16 protein-coding genes and 1 pseudogene are annotated in these 16,966 nt (G+C 68.0%); 8 read left to right on the top strand and 9 right to left on the bottom strand.

Annotated elements, in window-relative coordinates; genetic code table 11:
• The first annotated feature begins 78 nt into the window (after positions 1–78).
• The gene (locus F0U60_RS27680; RefSeq protein ID WP_395803885.1) at positions 79–720 is read left to right on the top strand and encodes a hypothetical protein; all 642 of its coding nucleotides are present in this window, start codon (positions 79–81) and stop codon (positions 718–720) included.
• A gap of 21 nt (positions 721–741) precedes the next feature.
• On the opposite strand, the gene F0U60_RS27675 is transcribed toward F0U60_RS27680, so the two are convergent.
• From F0U60_RS27675 to F0U60_RS27665, 3 genes are all read right to left on the bottom strand, one after another.
• Complete coding sequence (locus F0U60_RS27675; protein WP_395803883.1) at positions 742–2,892, bottom strand: glycoside hydrolase family 15 protein; 2,151 nt, start codon at positions 2,890–2,892, stop codon at positions 742–744.
• A 134-nt stretch (positions 2,893–3,026) separates the two neighbouring features.
• The gene (locus F0U60_RS27670) at positions 3,027–4,244 is read right to left on the bottom strand and encodes a cytochrome P450 (RefSeq protein WP_395803881.1); all 1,218 of its coding nucleotides are present in this window, start codon (positions 4,242–4,244) and stop codon (positions 3,027–3,029) included.
• A 187-nt stretch (positions 4,245–4,431) separates the two neighbouring features.
• Positions 4,432–5,868 (bottom strand): GuaB1 family IMP dehydrogenase-related protein, encoded by a 1,437-nt coding sequence (locus F0U60_RS27665; RefSeq protein WP_395803879.1) that lies wholly within the window; start codon positions 5,866–5,868, stop codon positions 4,432–4,434.
• Between the two features lie 94 nt (positions 5,869–5,962).
• Between F0U60_RS27665 and F0U60_RS27660 the strand changes: the two genes are divergently transcribed.
• On the top strand, positions 5,963–6,733 hold the full coding sequence (locus tag F0U60_RS27660) for an ABC transporter ATP-binding protein (protein ID WP_395803877.1): 771 nt from the start codon (positions 5,963–5,965) through the stop codon (positions 6,731–6,733).
• A complete protein-coding gene (locus tag F0U60_RS27655; RefSeq protein WP_395803875.1) occupies positions 6,730–8,460 on the top strand; it encodes a putative ABC exporter domain-containing protein in 1,731 nt (576 codons plus the stop codon). The genes F0U60_RS27660 and F0U60_RS27655 overlap by 4 nt, the downstream gene beginning before the upstream one ends.
• Positions 8,461–8,468: 8 nt before the next feature.
• Here F0U60_RS27655 and F0U60_RS27650 read toward each other — a convergent pair whose 3' ends face one another.
• From F0U60_RS27650 to F0U60_RS27625, 6 genes are all read right to left on the bottom strand, one after another.
• The gene (locus F0U60_RS27650) at positions 8,469–8,768 is read right to left on the bottom strand and encodes a hypothetical protein (RefSeq protein WP_395803873.1); all 300 of its coding nucleotides are present in this window, start codon (positions 8,766–8,768) and stop codon (positions 8,469–8,471) included.
• Between the two features lie 60 nt (positions 8,769–8,828).
• Positions 8,829–9,815, bottom strand: coding sequence for a type VI immunity family protein (locus F0U60_RS27645; RefSeq protein ID WP_395803871.1), 987 nt, complete (start codon positions 9,813–9,815; stop codon positions 8,829–8,831).
• Positions 9,808–10,395, bottom strand: coding sequence for a hypothetical protein (locus tag F0U60_RS27640; protein ID WP_395803869.1), 588 nt, complete (start codon positions 10,393–10,395; stop codon positions 9,808–9,810). Before F0U60_RS27640 ends, F0U60_RS27645 begins: the two co-directional genes overlap by 8 nt.
• Before the next feature lie 176 nt (positions 10,396–10,571).
• Entirely contained in the window at positions 10,572–11,741 is a 1,170-nt protein-coding gene (locus F0U60_RS27635) for a fatty acid desaturase family protein (protein WP_395803867.1), read from the bottom strand.
• Positions 11,742–11,941: 200 nt separating this feature from the next.
• Positions 11,942–12,253, bottom strand: coding sequence for a hypothetical protein (locus F0U60_RS27630; protein ID WP_395803865.1), 312 nt, complete (start codon positions 12,251–12,253; stop codon positions 11,942–11,944).
• A gap of 134 nt (positions 12,254–12,387) precedes the next feature.
• Complete coding sequence (locus tag F0U60_RS27625) at positions 12,388–12,741, bottom strand: hypothetical protein (protein ID WP_395803863.1); 354 nt, start codon at positions 12,739–12,741, stop codon at positions 12,388–12,390.
• 79 nt (positions 12,742–12,820) lie between these two features.
• On the opposite strand from F0U60_RS27625, the gene sppA reads away from it, so the two are divergent.
• The 5 genes and pseudogenes from sppA to F0U60_RS27600 all read left to right on the top strand — a co-directional run bounded on the left by sppA (position 12,821) and on the right by F0U60_RS27600 (position 16,946).
• Positions 12,821–14,533 carry a signal peptide peptidase SppA gene (sppA, locus tag F0U60_RS27620; protein ID WP_395803861.1) on the top strand — a complete coding sequence of 571 codons (1,713 nt, stop codon included), beginning with the start codon at positions 12,821–12,823 and terminating at the stop codon, positions 14,531–14,533.
• A pseudogene (locus F0U60_RS27615) lies at positions 14,472–14,657 on the top strand (zf-TFIIB domain-containing protein); the annotation flags it as partial. The gene sppA and the pseudogene F0U60_RS27615, both read left to right, overlap by 62 nt.
• A gap of 93 nt (positions 14,658–14,750) precedes the next feature.
• Positions 14,751–15,086 carry a zf-TFIIB domain-containing protein gene (locus F0U60_RS27610; RefSeq protein ID WP_395825473.1) on the top strand — a complete coding sequence of 112 codons (336 nt, stop codon included), beginning with the start codon at positions 14,751–14,753 and terminating at the stop codon, positions 15,084–15,086.
• An 18-nt stretch (positions 15,087–15,104) separates the two neighbouring features.
• On the top strand, positions 15,105–15,731 hold the full coding sequence (locus tag F0U60_RS27605) for a hypothetical protein (protein ID WP_395803859.1): 627 nt from the start codon (positions 15,105–15,107) through the stop codon (positions 15,729–15,731).
• A 126-nt stretch (positions 15,732–15,857) separates the two neighbouring features.
• Positions 15,858–16,946: an Mrp/NBP35 family ATP-binding protein gene (locus tag F0U60_RS27600; protein ID WP_395803857.1), complete on the top strand. Its 1,089-nt coding sequence runs from the start codon at positions 15,858–15,860 to the stop codon at positions 16,944–16,946.
• Positions 16,947–16,966: the final 20 nt, after the last annotated feature.

Genomic DNA, 16,966 nt, shown 5'->3' with positions numbered 1-16,966 from the left:
GCTGAGACGTGGGGGACCAATACGCTCTGGGCTGAAAACAGTGTTTCGCTGCGAGAACAATGACCTGCGGAAATCACCATGCCCCGTCGAATCGGCTCCAGCTCCTACTCCTCCTTCGTTCCTCCTTCTCGCTCCGAGCGGACTTCGTCGTCCCGGCCCGAGCGGTATGCTGAGGTGTCGCCTCAGAGGTCGTCGCGCTACAGCCCTCCGCCGGGAAGGCCCGTCGACGTCTACCGGGTGGAAGGGCCGGACAACCAGCGCCTGAGCTTCAACAGCTACGGCGACCCGCACATCTCCAAGTCCTTCAACAGCGCGACGAACTCGAGCAGGCCGAACCTCTACGACAAGCCCATGGCGTACCAGGATCGCGCCTTCCTCAACTTCGGGGATCGCGCCCGCGCCGAGGAGTTCCTCGCCGTCCGTCACGATCAGGGGCATCGCCAGACGGTGATGAAGGGCTTCCAGGTCCCGTACGACACGTTCGACAGCATCCGCAAGAGCTCGGTGCCCGAGAGCGCCGCGCGTGACCCGAGATATCAGCAGCGTCCCATCCAGGTGGATGTGAACAAGGGCGACCACCAGTACGGCCTCAACTGGCAGTCCCTCCAGCAGGTCAACTCCACCGCCGTCCCGGGCAGCGGCCGGGTGATTCAGCGGCAGCCCGACATGGTCTACCACCCGGATGTCTCCTACGCCCTCCAGGATCTCTACCGACGGTGAGGCCTCGAGCGCCCGCGCGCCTCAGCGCCGACACACCTTCGTGTAGCGGCAGGACACCACCGAGGGCTGCTCCACCGGATAGCCCGACTGGAGCGACCAGGCCAGGCGCACGAACTGGGCGTGCGTCCAGGTGAGGGGCGTGGCTGAGAACGTTCCCTCTCCAGCGACGAACCCGGGCTGTCCGGTCGGAGGCCGCCCATCCCAGACCTGCTCGGGGAGCATGAAGCCCTCGTTGCCCGAGCGGGCCATCGTGGCGAGGAAGTCGTCGGCGGGCTGCCCCACCAGGAGCGCGTACTCACCTCGCTCTCCGGCCAGCAGGGGCCAGGCCCGCCCGAAGGTCTGTCCCGTCTCGGGCTCGCTGATGAACCAGGGGGCGCCGTCGCGCGTCTCGCCGTACCCGTCGAAGTTGAACCGGTGCCAGTAGGGACCGTTGGGCGTGTCCACCCGGAGCTGTGCATCCACCACCGCCAGGGATTGCACGATGACGGGATCGTTCGCCGGCTTCACTCCCAGCCGCACCAGCTCGAGGAAGCTCAGGTCCACCACCTGCCGTTGATCCACGGCGGCTGGGCCTCCATCTCCAATGGAGTAGGTCGTCCCGGCGTTGGGGTTCCCGTCCTTCGTGATCCGCAGGTAGTAGGGGTGCGACGCCAGCGGTCCGTTACCTGTCACCGTCCAACTCTCCACCTGTCGCTGCCAGGTGTCCGCCGTCGTCTCGTAACGCTCGGCGGAGGCGGTGTCCCCATTGCGGCGCGCGAGCTCGGCGGCGCAGATGAGCCCCGCCACCTCCGCCGCGATCGTCGCGGGCGAGTAGCCTCCCTGGTTCTCCCACCGCTCCTGCGGCGTAACCGGGCCGTTGGCTACCACGAAGTCCGCTGCCTTCTTGATGTGCTCGGTATAGGTCCGGGCATCGTCACGGCCGAGCTGCCAGGCCAGCACGAGCGGAAGTGCGACCTCGTCGAGCTGGAGCGAGCCCCAGCGTGGCTTTCCATCCACCTCGGCGTTCTGTGGGAACGAGCCGTCCGGCTTCTGCTGCACTCGGAAGAGGTGCTCCAGTGCGCGCTCCGCCGCTTGTTTATCGCCGGCCGCCAGCAACGCAGTGGCGATCTGGTACTGATCGCGCGACCACACGAGGTGGTAGGGCCCGGAGGGGTTCTCCTGCCCGGTGCCCCAGACCCACGGCATGCTGGGCGAGGCGATGAAGGCGCCCCGGAAGGTCTTGTCCTCGGAGGCCGCCAGCACCATCACCGAGACGTCATACGTCGTCCGCCACGCCTGCGTGGAGGGAGGCGCAGCTGGCAGTGAATCCAGGTAGGTGTGCCAGCTCTCGGCGTAGCGCCTCGCAACGTCCTGGAAGCCCGCCGCCAGCGACTCCTGCGCCGTTTGCCGAGCCTCGGGTGTCGAGGCGCCGAACCCGAGCGCAAGCGTCACCTGCTGGCTCGTGAGCCCGTCCACCGGCACCAGGGCCGTCTGCACCACGTTGCCGTTGGACACCGAGGCCTGGGTCCAATCCAGCGTGAAGTCCTGTCGGAGATCCGTCCAGCCGTCGCTCACGTCGAGGAATCCATTCGACGTCCGCGTGAAGCCGGGTTGGGCCACCAGGGCGCTCGCGGTGGTCGCGTCAGACGCGAGCAGCGTGCCTTCCTCGCTCGTCCCCGAGTCGTCCATGCCGTTGTTGGACAGCGAGGGGTCGTACACCACGTAGAGCGAGTAGGGCTGTCCGGAGAGGGACTCGAAGCGCACGTCGAGGAGCAGTGCGTTCTTCCCTGGCTCCGTCACGTACGTCTTCGTGAGCCGGTAGCGGCCGGAGCGGGCCGTGTTCACCTGGCGGAAGGTGAGGCTGCGCGGATCCACCAGCTCGACGCGGTGCTCGGTGGCCTCCTGCTCCATCTCGGCGAAGGTGCGGCCGTCGGAGACCACGAAGTACAGGTTGCGCACGCTCGGTGTGTCGGCTCGGGGGAAATAGACCTCCGTCAGCTCCCCACTGGAGCCAAGCGTGAACCAGACACGACTCGCCTCGTCATGGGCGGTGCCAAACCCCACCTTGTCCGCTGGCGTCCAGATGGCCGGAGAGCCAGGACCCTCGGCGGGAAGAGGGGCAGGGGAGCGGGTGGTGGATGCACACCCGGACAGCAGCACCAGACTCGTCAGCAGCACGGACCAGCCGAGCATCCGCGGCCTCGTTCGCCTGCTGCTCCGAGAACCACCCCATTCTTCAACAAAAGACATACGTGCCCCCGTGTACCAACCCCGACAAGGGAGTACACGGAGGCAAGGGCTGGCAAGTCATCCCTCAGCGCGAGGGCTCAGTTCTTGCGCAGCCAGAGAGAGCGGGGTCCGCGCAGGAAGAACGACATCCCGTAGTCGATGCGCTCGGGCTGGCGCTGCGCGAAGCCCAACCGCGGCGCGCGGGCCGTCAGTTCCTGAAGGGCCACCGGCGCCTCCAACCGCGACAGCGGCGCTCCCAGGCAGAAGTGGATGCCATGGCCGAACGAGAGCAGCCCCGTCGTATCGCGTTGGGGATCGAAGCGCTCCGGGTTCGGGAACTTGCGCGCGTCATGGTTGGCGGACGCCACCAGCACCACCAGCGTCGAGTCCGCGGGCACCTTCCCGCCGCTCAGCTCCACCTCCTGGGTGGTCCGGCGCGTCAGCCCCAGCACGGGCGAGTCATAGCGCAGCGTCTCCTCGCACACGGCGGCGCAGGCCGCGATCGAGGGATCGCGCCGCAACCACTCGTACGCCTCCGGGTTCCGGATGAGGGAGACGAGCGAGTTGCCGATCAGGTTGGTGGTGGTCTCGTTGCCGGCAGCCAGCAGCAGGATGGCGAAGGAGTTCACCTCCTTGGGAGTCAGCGGCTCCGCGCCCTCGCCGCCCTGGACGAGCATGGAGATGAGGTCGCTCCGAGGCTCGCGGCGGCGCTTCTCGGCGATCTCGGTCATATAGGCGAGCATCTCCTGACCGAGCCGGATGTTCTTCTCCGAGGCCTTTCCGTCCCGGATGATCTCGGCGCCAGCTTCAATGAGCGAGTCGCTCCAGAGCTTGAAGTCACGGCGCCGCGAGGGCTCGACACCGAGCATCTCCGCGATGATGGTGACGGGCAGGGGAGTGCCCAGTCCGTCCATGAGATCGAACTCGCCCTGGGCGGTCATCTCCGCGACGAGTCCCTTGGACAGCTCGCGGACGCGGGGCTCCATCTCGGAGATGCGCTTGGGGACGAAGGCGCGGCTCACCAGGCCACGCAGCCGCGTGTGGATGGGCGGATCCGAACTGAGGAGGTTGGACACCGAACCGAGCTCCAGGGAGGACCGATCCTTGGGCAGCTTGCCGGCGATGCGGATGTCCACGGACGAGAACAGGGCCGGGTTCTTCAGGATGTATGCCGCGTCCTCATAGCGGCTGACGGCGTGGGCCTGAAGGCGCTCGATCCAGAAGAGGGGGGCCTTCTCGCGCATCTCCGCGAAATAGGGGTACGGGTTTCTGATGACCTCGGGGTCGAGGGTGTCGAAGCGCTCCAGCAGGCTCATGGGGATGGGGTCTCCTTACGGGTTGACTGCGTGACTGAGGCTTGCTTCGAGATGCTGACCGCGTGTTCAACGGGCTGAATCCATATACAATTTCAGGTATATCCATTCAACCAAGACAAGCCAAGGGCCATGCGGTCGCCCGGAGGGACGCCCGTCAAATTATGAGAGGAATTGAGCCGACTTTTCCCTACCAGCTCGTACGCACGGGGCGGCCTTCCTCGTAGCCCGCTGGGCTCTGCACCCCCACCACGGCCTGGCGGTGGAAGTCCTCGAGCGTACGTGCTCCCGCGTAGGTGCAGGCGCTGCGCACGCCCGCGACGATGCTGTCGAGGATGTCCTCGACGCCGGGACGCTCGGGCTCGAGGTACATGCGCGAGGTGCTGATGCCCTCCTCGAAGAGCTCCTTGCGGGCGCGCTCGAAGAGCGACTCGCCGCGGGTGCGCGCTTTCACGGCGCGCTGGGAGGCCATGCCGAAGTTCTCCTTGTAGAGCCGGCCGTCGCTGTCGCGCATGGCGTCCGCCGGGCTCTCGTAGGTGCCCGCGAACCAGGAGCCGATCATCACGGTGGTCGCGCCGGCCGCGAGCGCGAGCGCCACATCGCGCGGGTGCCGGACACCGCCGTCCGCACAAGCGTGCTTGCCGTGCTTGCGCGCCTCCTCGGAGCAATCCAGCACCGCGGAGAACTGCGGCCGACCCACGCCTGTCATCATGCGCGTGGTGCACATGGCGCCGGGCCCCACGCCCACCTTCACCATGTCCGCGCCAGCCGCGATGAGATCTCGCGTGCCCTCACGGGTGACGACGTTGCCCGCCATGATGGGCACGGAGGGGGACAGCGAGCGGATGAGCTCCACGGCCTCGAGCATCTTGCGCTGGTGGCCGTGCGCCGCGTCGATGACGAGCAGATCCGTCCCCGCGCGCAGCAGGGCCTCGGCCTTGCCCTTCACGTCGCCGTTGATGCCGATGGCCGTGGCGATCAGCAGCTGGCCCCGGGAATCAAGCGCCGGTTTGTAGAGCGTTGAGCGCAGGGCGCCCTTGCGCGTCACCACGCCAATGAGCCGGCGCCCTCGAACCACGGGTGCACACGAGAGTCGCTTGTTGGCCAGGCGATCGTAGATGGGCTCGAGCGGCGTCCCCTCGTCGATGGTGACGAGCTCCGTGGACATCACCCGTTCGAGCTGGGTGAAGCGATCGAAGCCCGCGGCATCGTTCTCCGTGAAGATGCCAAGGGGCTCCTCGTGCTCGTTGACGACGATGACGGCCCCGTGGGCGCGCTTGTGGATGAGGTTGAGGGCCTGCTGGATGGTGTCACCGGGACGCAGCGTGATGGGCGTCTCGTAGATGGGGTGACGCGACTTCACGTAGGTGATGTTGCTCGCGACGATGTCGAGCGGGATGTCCTGGGGCAGCACGGCGATGGCCCCGCGGCGCGCCACCGTCTCGGCCATGCGCTTGCCGGAGACGGCTGTCATGTTGGACACCACAATGGGGATGGTGGTGCCCAGGCGATCGAGCGGGGTCAGGTCCACTTCCAGCCGCGAGCCGACCTCCGAGCGGCCCGGCACCATGAAGACGTCGCTGTACGTGAGATCGTGGGCAGGCTTCTGGTCATCAAGGAACCGCATCACACCCTCCAGAGGGACGTACCCTACCGGTTTACCCCTTCATTGGAATCCATCCCGGCTGGCGCGTATTTTGTGTCTTATGAACGAAGTCCCGATGACGGCGCCGGTCCTGGAGGTGCAGGGCCTGGAGAAGACCTACGGCGACGTGAGGGCCGTGCAAGGGTTGACGTTCCAGATCGCTCCCGGCGAGGTGCTCGGGCTGGTGGGGCCCAACGGGGCGGGGAAGACGACCACGCTGCGCTGCCTGGCGGGCATCCTGCCGCTGTCGGCGGGGCGTGTGGGGGTGGCTGGGCATGATCTGGCGAGTGCCCCCGTGGAGGCCAAGCGGGCGCTGGCATTCCTGCCGGATGAGCCGCGCCTCTTCGAGTACCTCACCGTCTGGGAGCACCTGAACTTCGTGGCTCGGCTGTACGGGGTGGAGGACTGGGAGGAGCGGGCTCGGGCGCTGCTCGATGAGATGGAGCTGGCCAACAAGGAGAAGGCCCTGCCCGGAGAGCTGTCGCGCGGGATGAAGCAGAAGCTGTCCATCGCGTGCGGCTTCCTGCATTCGCCCCGGCTCATCATCCTGGACGAGCCGCTCACGGGGTTGGATCCGCTGGCCATCCGTCGCATGAAGGCCTCGCTGCGCCGGCGCGCGGAGGAGGGGACGGCGCTGGTGCTCTCCTCGCACCTGCTGCCGCTGGTGGAGGAGCTGTGCCATCGCATCCTCGTCATCGCCGGGGGACGGGTGGTGGCGCTGGGGACGCTCGCGGACATTCGGGCGCACCTCAGTGGCCCCGAGGGGGCGGGTGCGTCGCTGGAGGAGCTGTTCATTCGCATCACCAGTGCGGCTCCCGAGCCTAGGTCAGAGCGGGAGAGCCCGTGAGCTTTCCTCGTGCGGTGGCGTTCCTCTGGGTGGCCTCGGCGCGGAACCGGGCGCTCCGTCAGCTTCAGCGCCTGCGTCAGCCGAAGTACCTCGTGGGCGCGGTGGTGGGCGGGTTGTACCTGTACTCCGTCTTCCTGCGACGGCTGGGCTATTCCGGTCGGGAGGCCATGGCCCCGCCGGTGGCGCAGCTCTTCGGCCAGTTCATGCTCACGGCCGCGATGCTGGGGACGATCTTCTCTTCTTGGGCGCTGGGGCCGGATCGGCCCTCGCTGTCCTTCAACGAGACGGAGGTGCAACAGCTCTTCGCCGCGCCCGTGTCGCGTCGGGGGCTGCTGCACTACAAGCTCGCGCGCGGCATCGTGGGCTCGGTCGTGGGTGCCTTCTTCGCCACCGTGTTCGTGAGCGGGGTGGTGCGCTCGCATCCTGTCTTGTTCTTCATGGGCTCCACCCTGACGCTCGCCACGGTGCACCTGCACGTGACGGCGGCCTCCTTCATGCGCACGAGGCTCGCTCGGCACGGTGGGGTCGGGACGGTGCTGCGCTGGGCCGCCTTGGCTGCGGTGATTGCCTTGGTGATTGGCGCGGGAATGGCCGCGCTGCGCGAGAACCCCTTTCCGCAGCAGTTGAATCATCCCCGGCAGCTCCAGGCGTGGCTCGTCGCGTTGATGGACTCACCGGTGCTGTGGCCGGGGCGATTGCTGGTGGCCCTGCCGCTCGCGCCGGATGTGTGGGGCTTTTTGAAGGCCCTGCCGCTCGCGCTCGGGCTGCTCGCGGTGCACTACGTCTGGGTGATGAAATCGGCGGTGCCCTTCGAGGAGTCCGCGGTGCTCCGCGCCGAGGAGCGAGCCCGACTCCGGGAGCAGCTCTCGCGACAGGGAGGCCGCCCCACGCCCATCCGTGCGGGCTCGACGCTCTTCCGACTCGCGCCCACGGGCCGGCCGGAGGTGGCGATCCTCTGGAAGAATCTTGTCGCCGCACGGCGGCTGGGTGGGGCGGGGCGGCTCATCATCGCGGGGCTGGTGGGGGGGCTCGTGGCCTCGGTGTCCTCGGGAGGGAGCCTGGGGGAGATCCTCACCAACGTGCGCATGTTCATGGTGCCCATGTGCGGAGGGCTCGCGGTGGTGCTGTGCTTCTTCGGCCCGTCCGCTGTGCGCGTGGACCTGCGGATGGATCTGCCCCGGTTGGAGCAGCTGCGAGCGTTGCCGCTCACCGGGAGGCAGGTGGTGGCGGCGGAGCTCGCCGCGCCGGCGTTGCTGCTCGGTGCGATGCAGATGGGGCTTGTTCTGCTGGCGGTGGTGCTCGCGGGGTGGCGGGGGGGAGAGCGGGCCGAGTTGTGGGTGGCGGCTGGCCTCGGCGCGTTCTGGGTGCTGCCGGCGGTGTCACTCGGGGGGCTCTTCGTGCAGAACGCGGCGGTGGTGCTCTTCCCGGCGTGGCTGCCACCGGAGGGCGAGCGGGTACGCGGTCTCGAGGCGCTCGGTCAGCGGTTGCTGACGCTGGCGGGTACTCTGGTGGTGCTGTTGGTGGGGCTGCTGCCCGCGGCGCTCCTGGCTGCCCTGGTGGGCTTCGGATTGGACCGCCTCCTGGGCTTTGGCGTGTGGGCGTTCCCCTTCGCGGGGCTCGTCGCGGCGGTGGTGCTCGGGGTCGAGGTGGCACTGGGCGTGGTGGGCCTGGGCCATGCCTTCGACCGGCTCGATGTGTCGAGGGAAGGTACCGAGACGGCGTCCTGAGCCGGGGCTCAGTGGGGTTTGGCTGGCTCCGGTGGCGCGGACAGCGTGCGTACCACCACGGAGCGGCACGCCGCGCACACGACCCCGCTGCGCTCCCAGTGCACCTGATCCTCCAGCTCCTGGGGAGACTCCGACCCCTCCTCGAGCTGCTTCATGAGCGCAGCGAGCTCGTCTTCCGAGCTTTTTCCTCCGGAAGGGCCGAGCACGTCCTGCTCACCTTCGAGAACGAGGGTGAAGCGGTAGTACACCGCGTTCGGGGCGATACCGCGCCCGCACGCTGCGCACGTCTTCGGTCGAGGGCCGGACACGAGCGGAGACAGTAGTCGGAGTGGCGGTCCCGGCTCCAGCCCAGGCGAGGAGGGGGTGATTCAGTCGAGGAAGCGGCGCCACCATCGACGGACGTCCTCCTCGGAGTAGCCCCGCCAGGAGTTGACGTAGCCGGGGGAGAAGGCCTCCAACCAGGGCTCCAGCACGTGCGCGAGCTCGCGGTAGGCGGGCAGGTTGTGGCCCTGTGCGAGGTCTCCCGCCTCGGGCCAAGGCCCGAGCGTCACCAGTGCACGCTCGCCCTCCATCTCCTGCACGGTGGTTCCTGGAGAGTGGAGCCGGGAGCGCAAGCCCGCCGCGCCGCCCACCTCGCCCAGCACCGGTTGGCCCAGGAAGTTGAGCCAGTGCACACCGTCCACGCGCGTGCCCTGGTGACACAGAATTCCCCAGCGGGACACGTCCATTCCCGGGTAGCGGAAGAGCTCCTCGCGGATTTCGGACAGAAGGCGAGTGCGCGAGCCCAGGAACTCGAAAGCCAGCCCGGCATGGCCGGTGGAAAAGAGCAGGGGAGAGGCCATCTCCAGGGCCAATTCCCGTACTCGTCCCGGACCGTGCTGCTCAAGATACTCGGTGGGGAGGGTGGCGCTCAGCACGCTCACGCTGCCTTCAGGGGGCGATCGCCACGGCACCCGGGCGCAGTAGGTGAATCCATATCCGGTGGGATGAGAGGGATCTCCATCGATGTAGAGGTACGTCTCGAAGCCACTCTTCACCATCTGATCGAGGAAATCCCTACTGTGGTCATCGGCGAAGCGGACGAGCCGGTCTGGACGCAGCAAGTGTCGAATACGAGCCCACTGTTCTGCATTCAGGGGGGAGTACTCACCGCCGCCGGGAGCCCAGCCGCAGACGGTTTCAGGTCCCTCGCCCACGGCTCGAATGTAGCTATCGAGGGCTCTACTCACCCCTGTTGCCAGATCCACATGGTCATAGGGCATGTAAAAGGTGATGCGAATGGTCTCGCGGATGAGCAGCCGCTCCCCCTGCCGCGTGGGTCCGTAATGGCGAATCCGGGGGTAGTGCTCATTCATGATTGACTCCAAGCTGGGGCGTTACGATGCCCGAGGGGCAGTTGCCGCCCAGTTTGTCGTATTTCTCCAATTGTGCGCGGACATCAGAAGTCTTTGGGCCGAGTGGGTTGCTCTTGCTCACGAGCGTACAGGGAAATTTGAAATCAAAGATGCATTGAATCCTGGTGGGATTGCGCGCGAAGTGCAGGACGATGTCGGGCTTGAGAGAGCCCGTCCATTGGTCGGTCAGCACGGATTGCCCTGGTGTCGGGCCAGGTGGTGCATAGCGGGGTTCTATCGAGATGTTCTCTGGGAAGCGCGTGAGGAGCCGCTGCCGGACACAAGCGAAGGCCACCGCGTGCTTCATGGTCCCAAGCTCCATGGCCCGCGTCACTTTTTTCCCCTTCTCGTCGTAGCCGACCACCCTGTCGCACTCGGCATCATCCGGGGTTCTGCCCTCGCCGTATTCCCGCTCGTTGACCTGGAAGTCCGCCTCCTTGGCGCACTCGATGAGCAGATTCTCGACGAGGCGCAGGTCGGCTTCTTCGAGGAACTCCTTGAGGGTGGAGAGGGTCCTGGCCGTTTCCACTGCACGAGACACCCATGGGAGGACAGGCTCCTCGCCCGGCGCGGTGGTGTAGCAGGAGGGGTTGCGCAGGCAGCCACTCGTCGCTGAGTCCGTGGACTGCGCGTAGTGGCCTCCTGGCGGTGGCCGCATGGGCGCCTGCGTGGCACAGCCGGCCAACAGCACGGCACCCACCAGGAGGAGGCCCCTCATCACTGGCCCGGCGTGGGCATCGTGCGCATCGAGGTCTTGCCCACCATGATGTCGACGAGCTTCTTCACGCGGCGGAAGACGCTCTCCTGCACGTAGGGCACGCCGTGCTTCTCGCACAGCGCCTTCACCCGGGGTTGGATCTGCTGGTACTTGCTCATGGGCAGGCTCGGCCAGAGGTGGTGCTCGATCTGGTAGTTGAGCCAGCCGTGGAGGAAGTCGACCACATCGCTGCCGGTGGCGTAGTTCGCCGAGCCGACCACCTGTCGCACACAGAACTCCGCGTGGCTCTCGGCGCGGCCGTGGAATCGGTAGAGGTCCTCGCCCGCGTGGTTCGGTGCAATCAGCACGAAGCTCTGGATGTTCGTGAACACCTCGGCGAGGACACTGTTGGCGAACACGCTGAACACGGCCCAGCCCCCGAGCGGCGCGAAGAGGGCAGGGAGGAGCGCGAAGCGCACGCCCGCGTAGGGCAGGAGGCACGTCCGCCAGAAGTCCCGGCCCTCGGCGGTGAGCGGGTTGAAGGCCGTTATCAGCCGGAGGTTGCTGCCATCATCAGGCTGGCCCGCACGTCGGCGCTCGGCGCGCCGCCACTCCAGGAAGGTGTTGGGCGCGTAGTACGTCACCTTCCAGGTGCAGGCGTAGAAGGCGACGATCGCGTACTTCGCCACCAGGGGCATGGAGGAGCGGCGCAGAAACTCGGTGTTCTCTTCCACCAGATCCGGATCCGCCGTCTCGCCGGTGCGCCCGTGGTGGAGCGCGTTGTGCTCATGTCGCCAGGCGTCGGGGTGAATCCAATCTGGCCAGTCGATGAAGCGGCGCCACCCGGTGGCGAAGTGGCGTCCCGTGGAGTGCTCGGGCATGCCGGGCACGCGGTCATAGCCGCGGTGCGTGACGTGGTGCGCCATCATCGTCCAGCGGGCCGTGCTGCCCTGCGCGATGAGCAGCGCCGAGAGCGGATTGGGCGCCAGCCACGCCGTCGCATAGCCGAGTGCCGAGCACACGCGGCCCCAGCGTTGAATCTTCCGGAAGTGCGCAAGGTCTTCGGGGCCGAGCGACGCCTCCATCTCTGTGCGGAGGGCCTGGAGGTCACGGGCGAAGGCCTCGTCATCGAGGCCCGGGAAGGAGGACCGGGGAGGCTCCTCCATGCGCATGGCGGCTGCCGTCTTCATGGGGGTCTGCTCGCTTCTGGCTATGCGTGTGCTCGGTGAGGGGGGGCGCGAGACTCGCTCATCGCGAGGGCGCGTGCGCGGCCAGGATTACCACCAGCGGGGACGTCTCCGAAGAAACAACACCGTGTGGTCGCCTGGGCTCCTGCCCGGCATGCATGCAGTCGTAACCTTCAACACCTGGCCTGACGCCAGGGGCGCGCTCACTCGCGCTTCAGGTACACCGAGTGGCAAGAGACACACGTCTGCACGAGCAGGCCGTAGCTCTCGGCGAGCGCGGTGTCGTCACGCTTCTCGGCGGCAGCCGCGACAGCCTGGGCTCGCATGCGCACCTCGTCCTGGAGCACGAAGAATCGCTCGGGCAGGAAGGTGCTCGGGTCGTCCTCGGCGCCGGCCTCGGGACGCACCAGTCGGGGCTCGGAGGCGATGCGCTGGGCGGCGGCTCGCACCACGTCATGGCGCAGCAGCGTCACCCCAAACATCAGGTCCCTCGCGTCCAGCCCGTGGCGACCCATCTTCTTGCGCAGCAGGGTGCGCGCGGCCTCGGGGAGGTAGTCCGGCGCGGGCAGACTGGGGTGCTCCTTCGCCTCCGCGGCCTTGGGGGTGGCCTTCTTGGGCTCCGCGGCGGAGGCCTGGAAGAGCAGCCGTGTTACGGCTGCTCTTCCTCGCCCTCGGCGACGCGGGCGCTCGAGACACCGAACACGTTGGCCTCGGCGATCTCCTTGGTGGTGCCCTTGTAGATGCGCCAGGCGAAGGGCGCGGTCACCAGGAACGCAATGCACGCCAGGCCGAGGGCCTTCCAGGGAATGGGCTCTTCCTTGATCTGGATGTCATTGCCGTAGGAGTTGATGTTGTACTTCGGACGGGAGCGCGCGGCTTCACGCTCCTCCTGGGTCATCTCCTGCCCCTGAAAGTCATGGAGTTGCCGCCGCTGGGCCAGGGCGGCGCCGCCAGTGACGAGCACGAAGACGACCAGCAGATGCGAGACGGAGGGGAGGCGCATGGGCGCGCAGCGTACCACGACCTTACAGGTGCGAAGAACAAGGCTTGCGTCGCCCCCGGGGGTCCATTAGGCGCGGACTGTGCGCCTCCTCTTCATTCCTCTGCTCAACCTGCTGTTGTTTCTGCGGCACCTGCTGGGTCTGCCCTTCCGTCTGATGGGGGCCCGCCACCGGCCCGCCTACGTCCGGTTCCGGTTGACGGGGGATCCTCCCTACCGTGCGCAGCCCCGGCGGCGCAGTCTGGGGCTGTTGGGGGGGCAGAACCGCCCGGAGCCGGCCACGGTGACCTCGCTGGAGGGCTTCCGGGAGACGCTGGAGTTGCTGGCGAAGGACCCGAAGGTGAAGGGCATCCTTCTGGAGCTAGAGGATCTGGCGGTGCCGCCGGCGAAGCGGGACGTGCTGGTGAAGCTGCTCGAGGGCTTCAGGGGAGCGGGCAAGCGGGTGGTGGCCTGGGCGGTGGGCGTGGACAACCTGGGGTACCAGGTGATGTGCGCGGCGGACGAGGCGCTGCTGTCCCCAGCGGGGCGGCTGGAGCTGGTGGGCTACGCGGCGGAGGCGATGGCGCTGGGCGAGGGACTCGGGCGGATCGGCGTCCAGGCGCACTTCTTCCGGCGGGGCGAGTACAAGACGATGCCCGAGCTCTTCACGCTCCCGCACGTGTCGAACATCCAGCGGGAGGTCCTGGAGTCCTTCCTCGACGAGCGGTACGCCGAGCTGGTGGACACCCTCGCGAAGGGTCGGCGGCGCACCCCGGAGCAGGTGAGGGCGTGGATTGACGGGGGCCCCTACAGCGCGAGGCGCGCGGCGGCGGAGGGGCTCATCGACGGGGTGTGTGACGAGGCGGCGCTGCCCGAGCGATTGAACGGAAAGGGCTCGGAGGGCGAGGCGGATGAGGAGGGCGAGGGCCTGGAGCCCATGCCGATGTACCTGGCGAGGCTGCCGTGGCCACCGGTGCGCTGGCGCCGGTTGCGGCCCCTGCCCCGGCTGGCGGTGGTGCCGGTGTCGGGGATGATCGTCACGGGGAAGGGCGGGTCGGGGGTGACGGGCCAGATGGCGGGCTCGGAGGCGGTGGTGAAGGCGCTGCGCGCGGCGGGGCGCAACCGGAGGGCGAAGGCGGTGGTGCTGTACGTGTCGAGCTCGGGGGGCTCGGCGGTGGCCTCGGAGATCATCCTGGAGGCGGTGCAGCGGGTGGCGAAGAAGAAGCCAGTCATCGCCTTCGTGGACCGGGTGGCGGCGAGTGGTGGCTACATGGCGGCGCTGGGGGCGAAGGAGATCTGGGCCACGCCGCACGCCATCGTGGGCTCCATCGGCGTGTTCGCGGGGAAGTTCGACACCTCGGGGCTGATGGAGAAGGTGGGGGTGCACCGCACGCTCATCACCCGGGGGGAGAATGCGGGCATCTACTCGTCCACGCGGGGCTTCACCGAGCACGAGCGGGCCTTGATGGAGGCCGAGGTGGAGGAGACGTACCAGGCGTTCCTCGAGCACGTGGCGAAGGCGCGGGGCCGGACGAAGGAGGAGATCCACGCGCTGGGGGAGGGGCGGGTGTACAGCGGCACGCGAGCGCTCGCGGTGGGGCTGGTGGACCGGACGGAGGGCTTCGAGGAGGCCTGCCGGCGCGCGATGGAGCTGGCGAAGGTGCCGGGGCGCTTCGATCTTCAGGTGTACGGAGGAGGAGACCGGCGCTTCTCGCTGCTGAAGCTGCTGCTGGGGGGCTCGCACGCGGGGACATATGCTTTCTGCCCGACGGCCTGGAGCCTCCAGGGTTTCGGGGAAGGGGAGCGCTTCGAGTAATCTCCGGGTCCGCATGGCGCGCCACTGTCCCCTCTGCGAGAACGAGCCCCTGCGGCCTCTGCGTGTCTCCGACGTGGAAGTGGACACATGTCCCCGCTGTCACGGGCTGTGGTTCGACCGGGGCGAGCTGGAGCGGTTTCCGGATCGCCCTCCGGCGCGCACGTTCCTGGCGGCGGCGAGACAGGCCCCCTCTCGGTGCCGGAGGCGGGGCCATCCGGTGGCTCGAGAACAGGCCGTGTGCCCCACGTGCCGGAGCGAGCCGGTGGCTTGTCCGAGCTGTGGCTCGCGGCTGGGGTTGGTGGTGACGAGCGCCTGTCCTATCGACGTGTGCCCGCGCTGCGAGGGTGTCTGGCTGGACGCGGGCGAGTTCGAGCTGCTGGAGGGGGTGACCAATCCCCAGGTGAGGCCGGCGGGAGTGGTGGCGGCGGCCTCGGCCCTGAAGTGCTCGGCCTGCAAGGCAGGGCTCCAGCTTCGGGACGCCTTCGCGTATGAGGGCGACGTCTACTGCGCCAGGTGTCGGCCGCCGAGCGCCGTCCAGCTTCGCACTTCTTGAATGACGACCCGTGCTCCCATGTCCTCCACTCCTTCTTGCCGGCTCTCTCTGACCACCCTGTCTCTCACGGCCGTCCTGGCCGTCACGGGTTGTGCTCACGCGCCTGGACCCAAGGAGGTGGCCTCCGCCTACGCCCAGGCGCTGGAGGAGAACCGGCTGGCGGACGCCCAGGCGCTGACGAACGCACCACCCGAGGAGCAGCCGTTGTTCCTCGAGCACTATGCGAATGCCTCGGTTCGTCAGGCGCGGGCCGCGGAGGTGCGTGCGGCCCTCCCGGAGCTTCAGGCGCGAGCGCCCGCCCTCATGCTGATCCAAGCGAAGGAGGGCTGGCGGGTTGTCGAGGAGGCACCAGCGGACGCGCCCCGGGCGGTCCTGACACGTTTCCTGGACGCGGTGGAGGCGAGCGACTGGGCCACGGCCTGGTCGCTGCTGAGTGAGCCGTTGCGTGTCCGCTACACGCCCGAGCGTCTGCGCGAGGACTTCCAGCGCGAGCCCCTGGCCTCCGAGCGGGTGCGCCGAGCGCGGCTTGCCCTGAAGGGTCACGTGCGAGTGACGGGCTCGGACGCGGAGTTCCCGATTGGCAAGGAGCACGGGGTGCGACTGGTTCGGGAGGCAGGCGAGTACCGGGTCTCGGCTATCGAATGAGAAGACATGCGACCAGGAGCGTGGGCGATTAGAGGAGGTTGACACGATCCGGGCCGCTGGCTATTCCGCGCCCTTCCGAGAGGTGTCCCCCTACCTCCCGGATTCCAAAAGGATTCAGGTACTCAGATGAGCGTTTCCGAGCGCGACATCCTCGCGGCGATGTCGAAGGTGATGGATCCCGAGCTGCACATCGACCTTGTGAAGGCCGGGATGGTGAAGGACATCCGCGTGGATGGCGACAAGGCGAAGCTCAAGATCGAGCTGACCACGCCGGCCTGCCCGCTGAAGGGGAAGATCCAGGCGGACGCCGAGGCGGCGCTGAAGCAGGTACCGGGGCTGAAGACGTTCGACATCGAGTGGGGCGCGCAGGTGCGTTCGGCGCCGGTGGGCATGGGTGGGCCGCAGGGCCAGGCGATATTGCCGCAGGTGAAGAACGTGATCCTGGTGGGCGCCGGCAAGGGCGGCGTGGGCAAGAGCACGGTGTCGGTGAACCTGGCGGCGGCGCTGGCGCGCGAGGGCGCGAAGGTGGGCCTGCTGGACGCGGACTTCTACGGTCCGTCCGTGCCGTTGATGACGGGCATCACCGAGAAGCCGGTGAGCCCGGATGGCAAGACGCTGCTCCCGCTGGAGAAGCACGGGCTGAAGGTGATGTCGATCGGCTTCCTGGTGGAGGCGGATCAGGCGCTCATCTGGCGCGGGCCCATGCTGCACGGCGCGCTGATGCAGCTGGTGCGGGACGTGCGCTGGGGCGAGCTGGACTACCTGGTGCTGGATCTGCCGCCGGGCACGGGTGACGTGGCGCTGTCGCTGTCGCAGTCGGTGAGGGCGGCGGGCGCGGTGCTGGTGACGACGCCGCAGGACGTGGCGCTGGCGGACGTGGTGCGCGCCAAGCAGATGTTCGACAAGGTGCACATCCCGGTGCTGGGCATCGTGGAGAACATGAGCCAGTTCGTTTGCCCGCACTGCTCCAAGGCCACGCCCATCTTCAACCAGGGCGGCGGCCACAAGGCGGCGCAGATGTTCAGCATCCCGTTCCTCGGCGAAATCCCCCTGAATCTGAAGATCCGCGAGTCGGGTGACGCGGGCGTGCCGGTGGTGCTCAGCGCGCCGGACAGCCCCGAGGCCCAGGCCTTCAGGGCGATGGCGCGCAACATCGCGGGCCGCGTGTCCACCGAGAACATGCGGGTGGCGGTGAAGCTCCCCGTTGTAAGCTGAGGATCCCCCGCGACCCCCAC

This window comes from Archangium minus, from assembly GCF_044360475.1.
In the GTDB taxonomy this organism is placed as follows: domain Bacteria; phylum Myxococcota; class Myxococcia; order Myxococcales; family Myxococcaceae; genus Archangium; species Archangium minus.
Note: the sequence above shows the minus strand (reverse complement) of the source record. Positions and strands in the feature narration are given on the sequence as shown.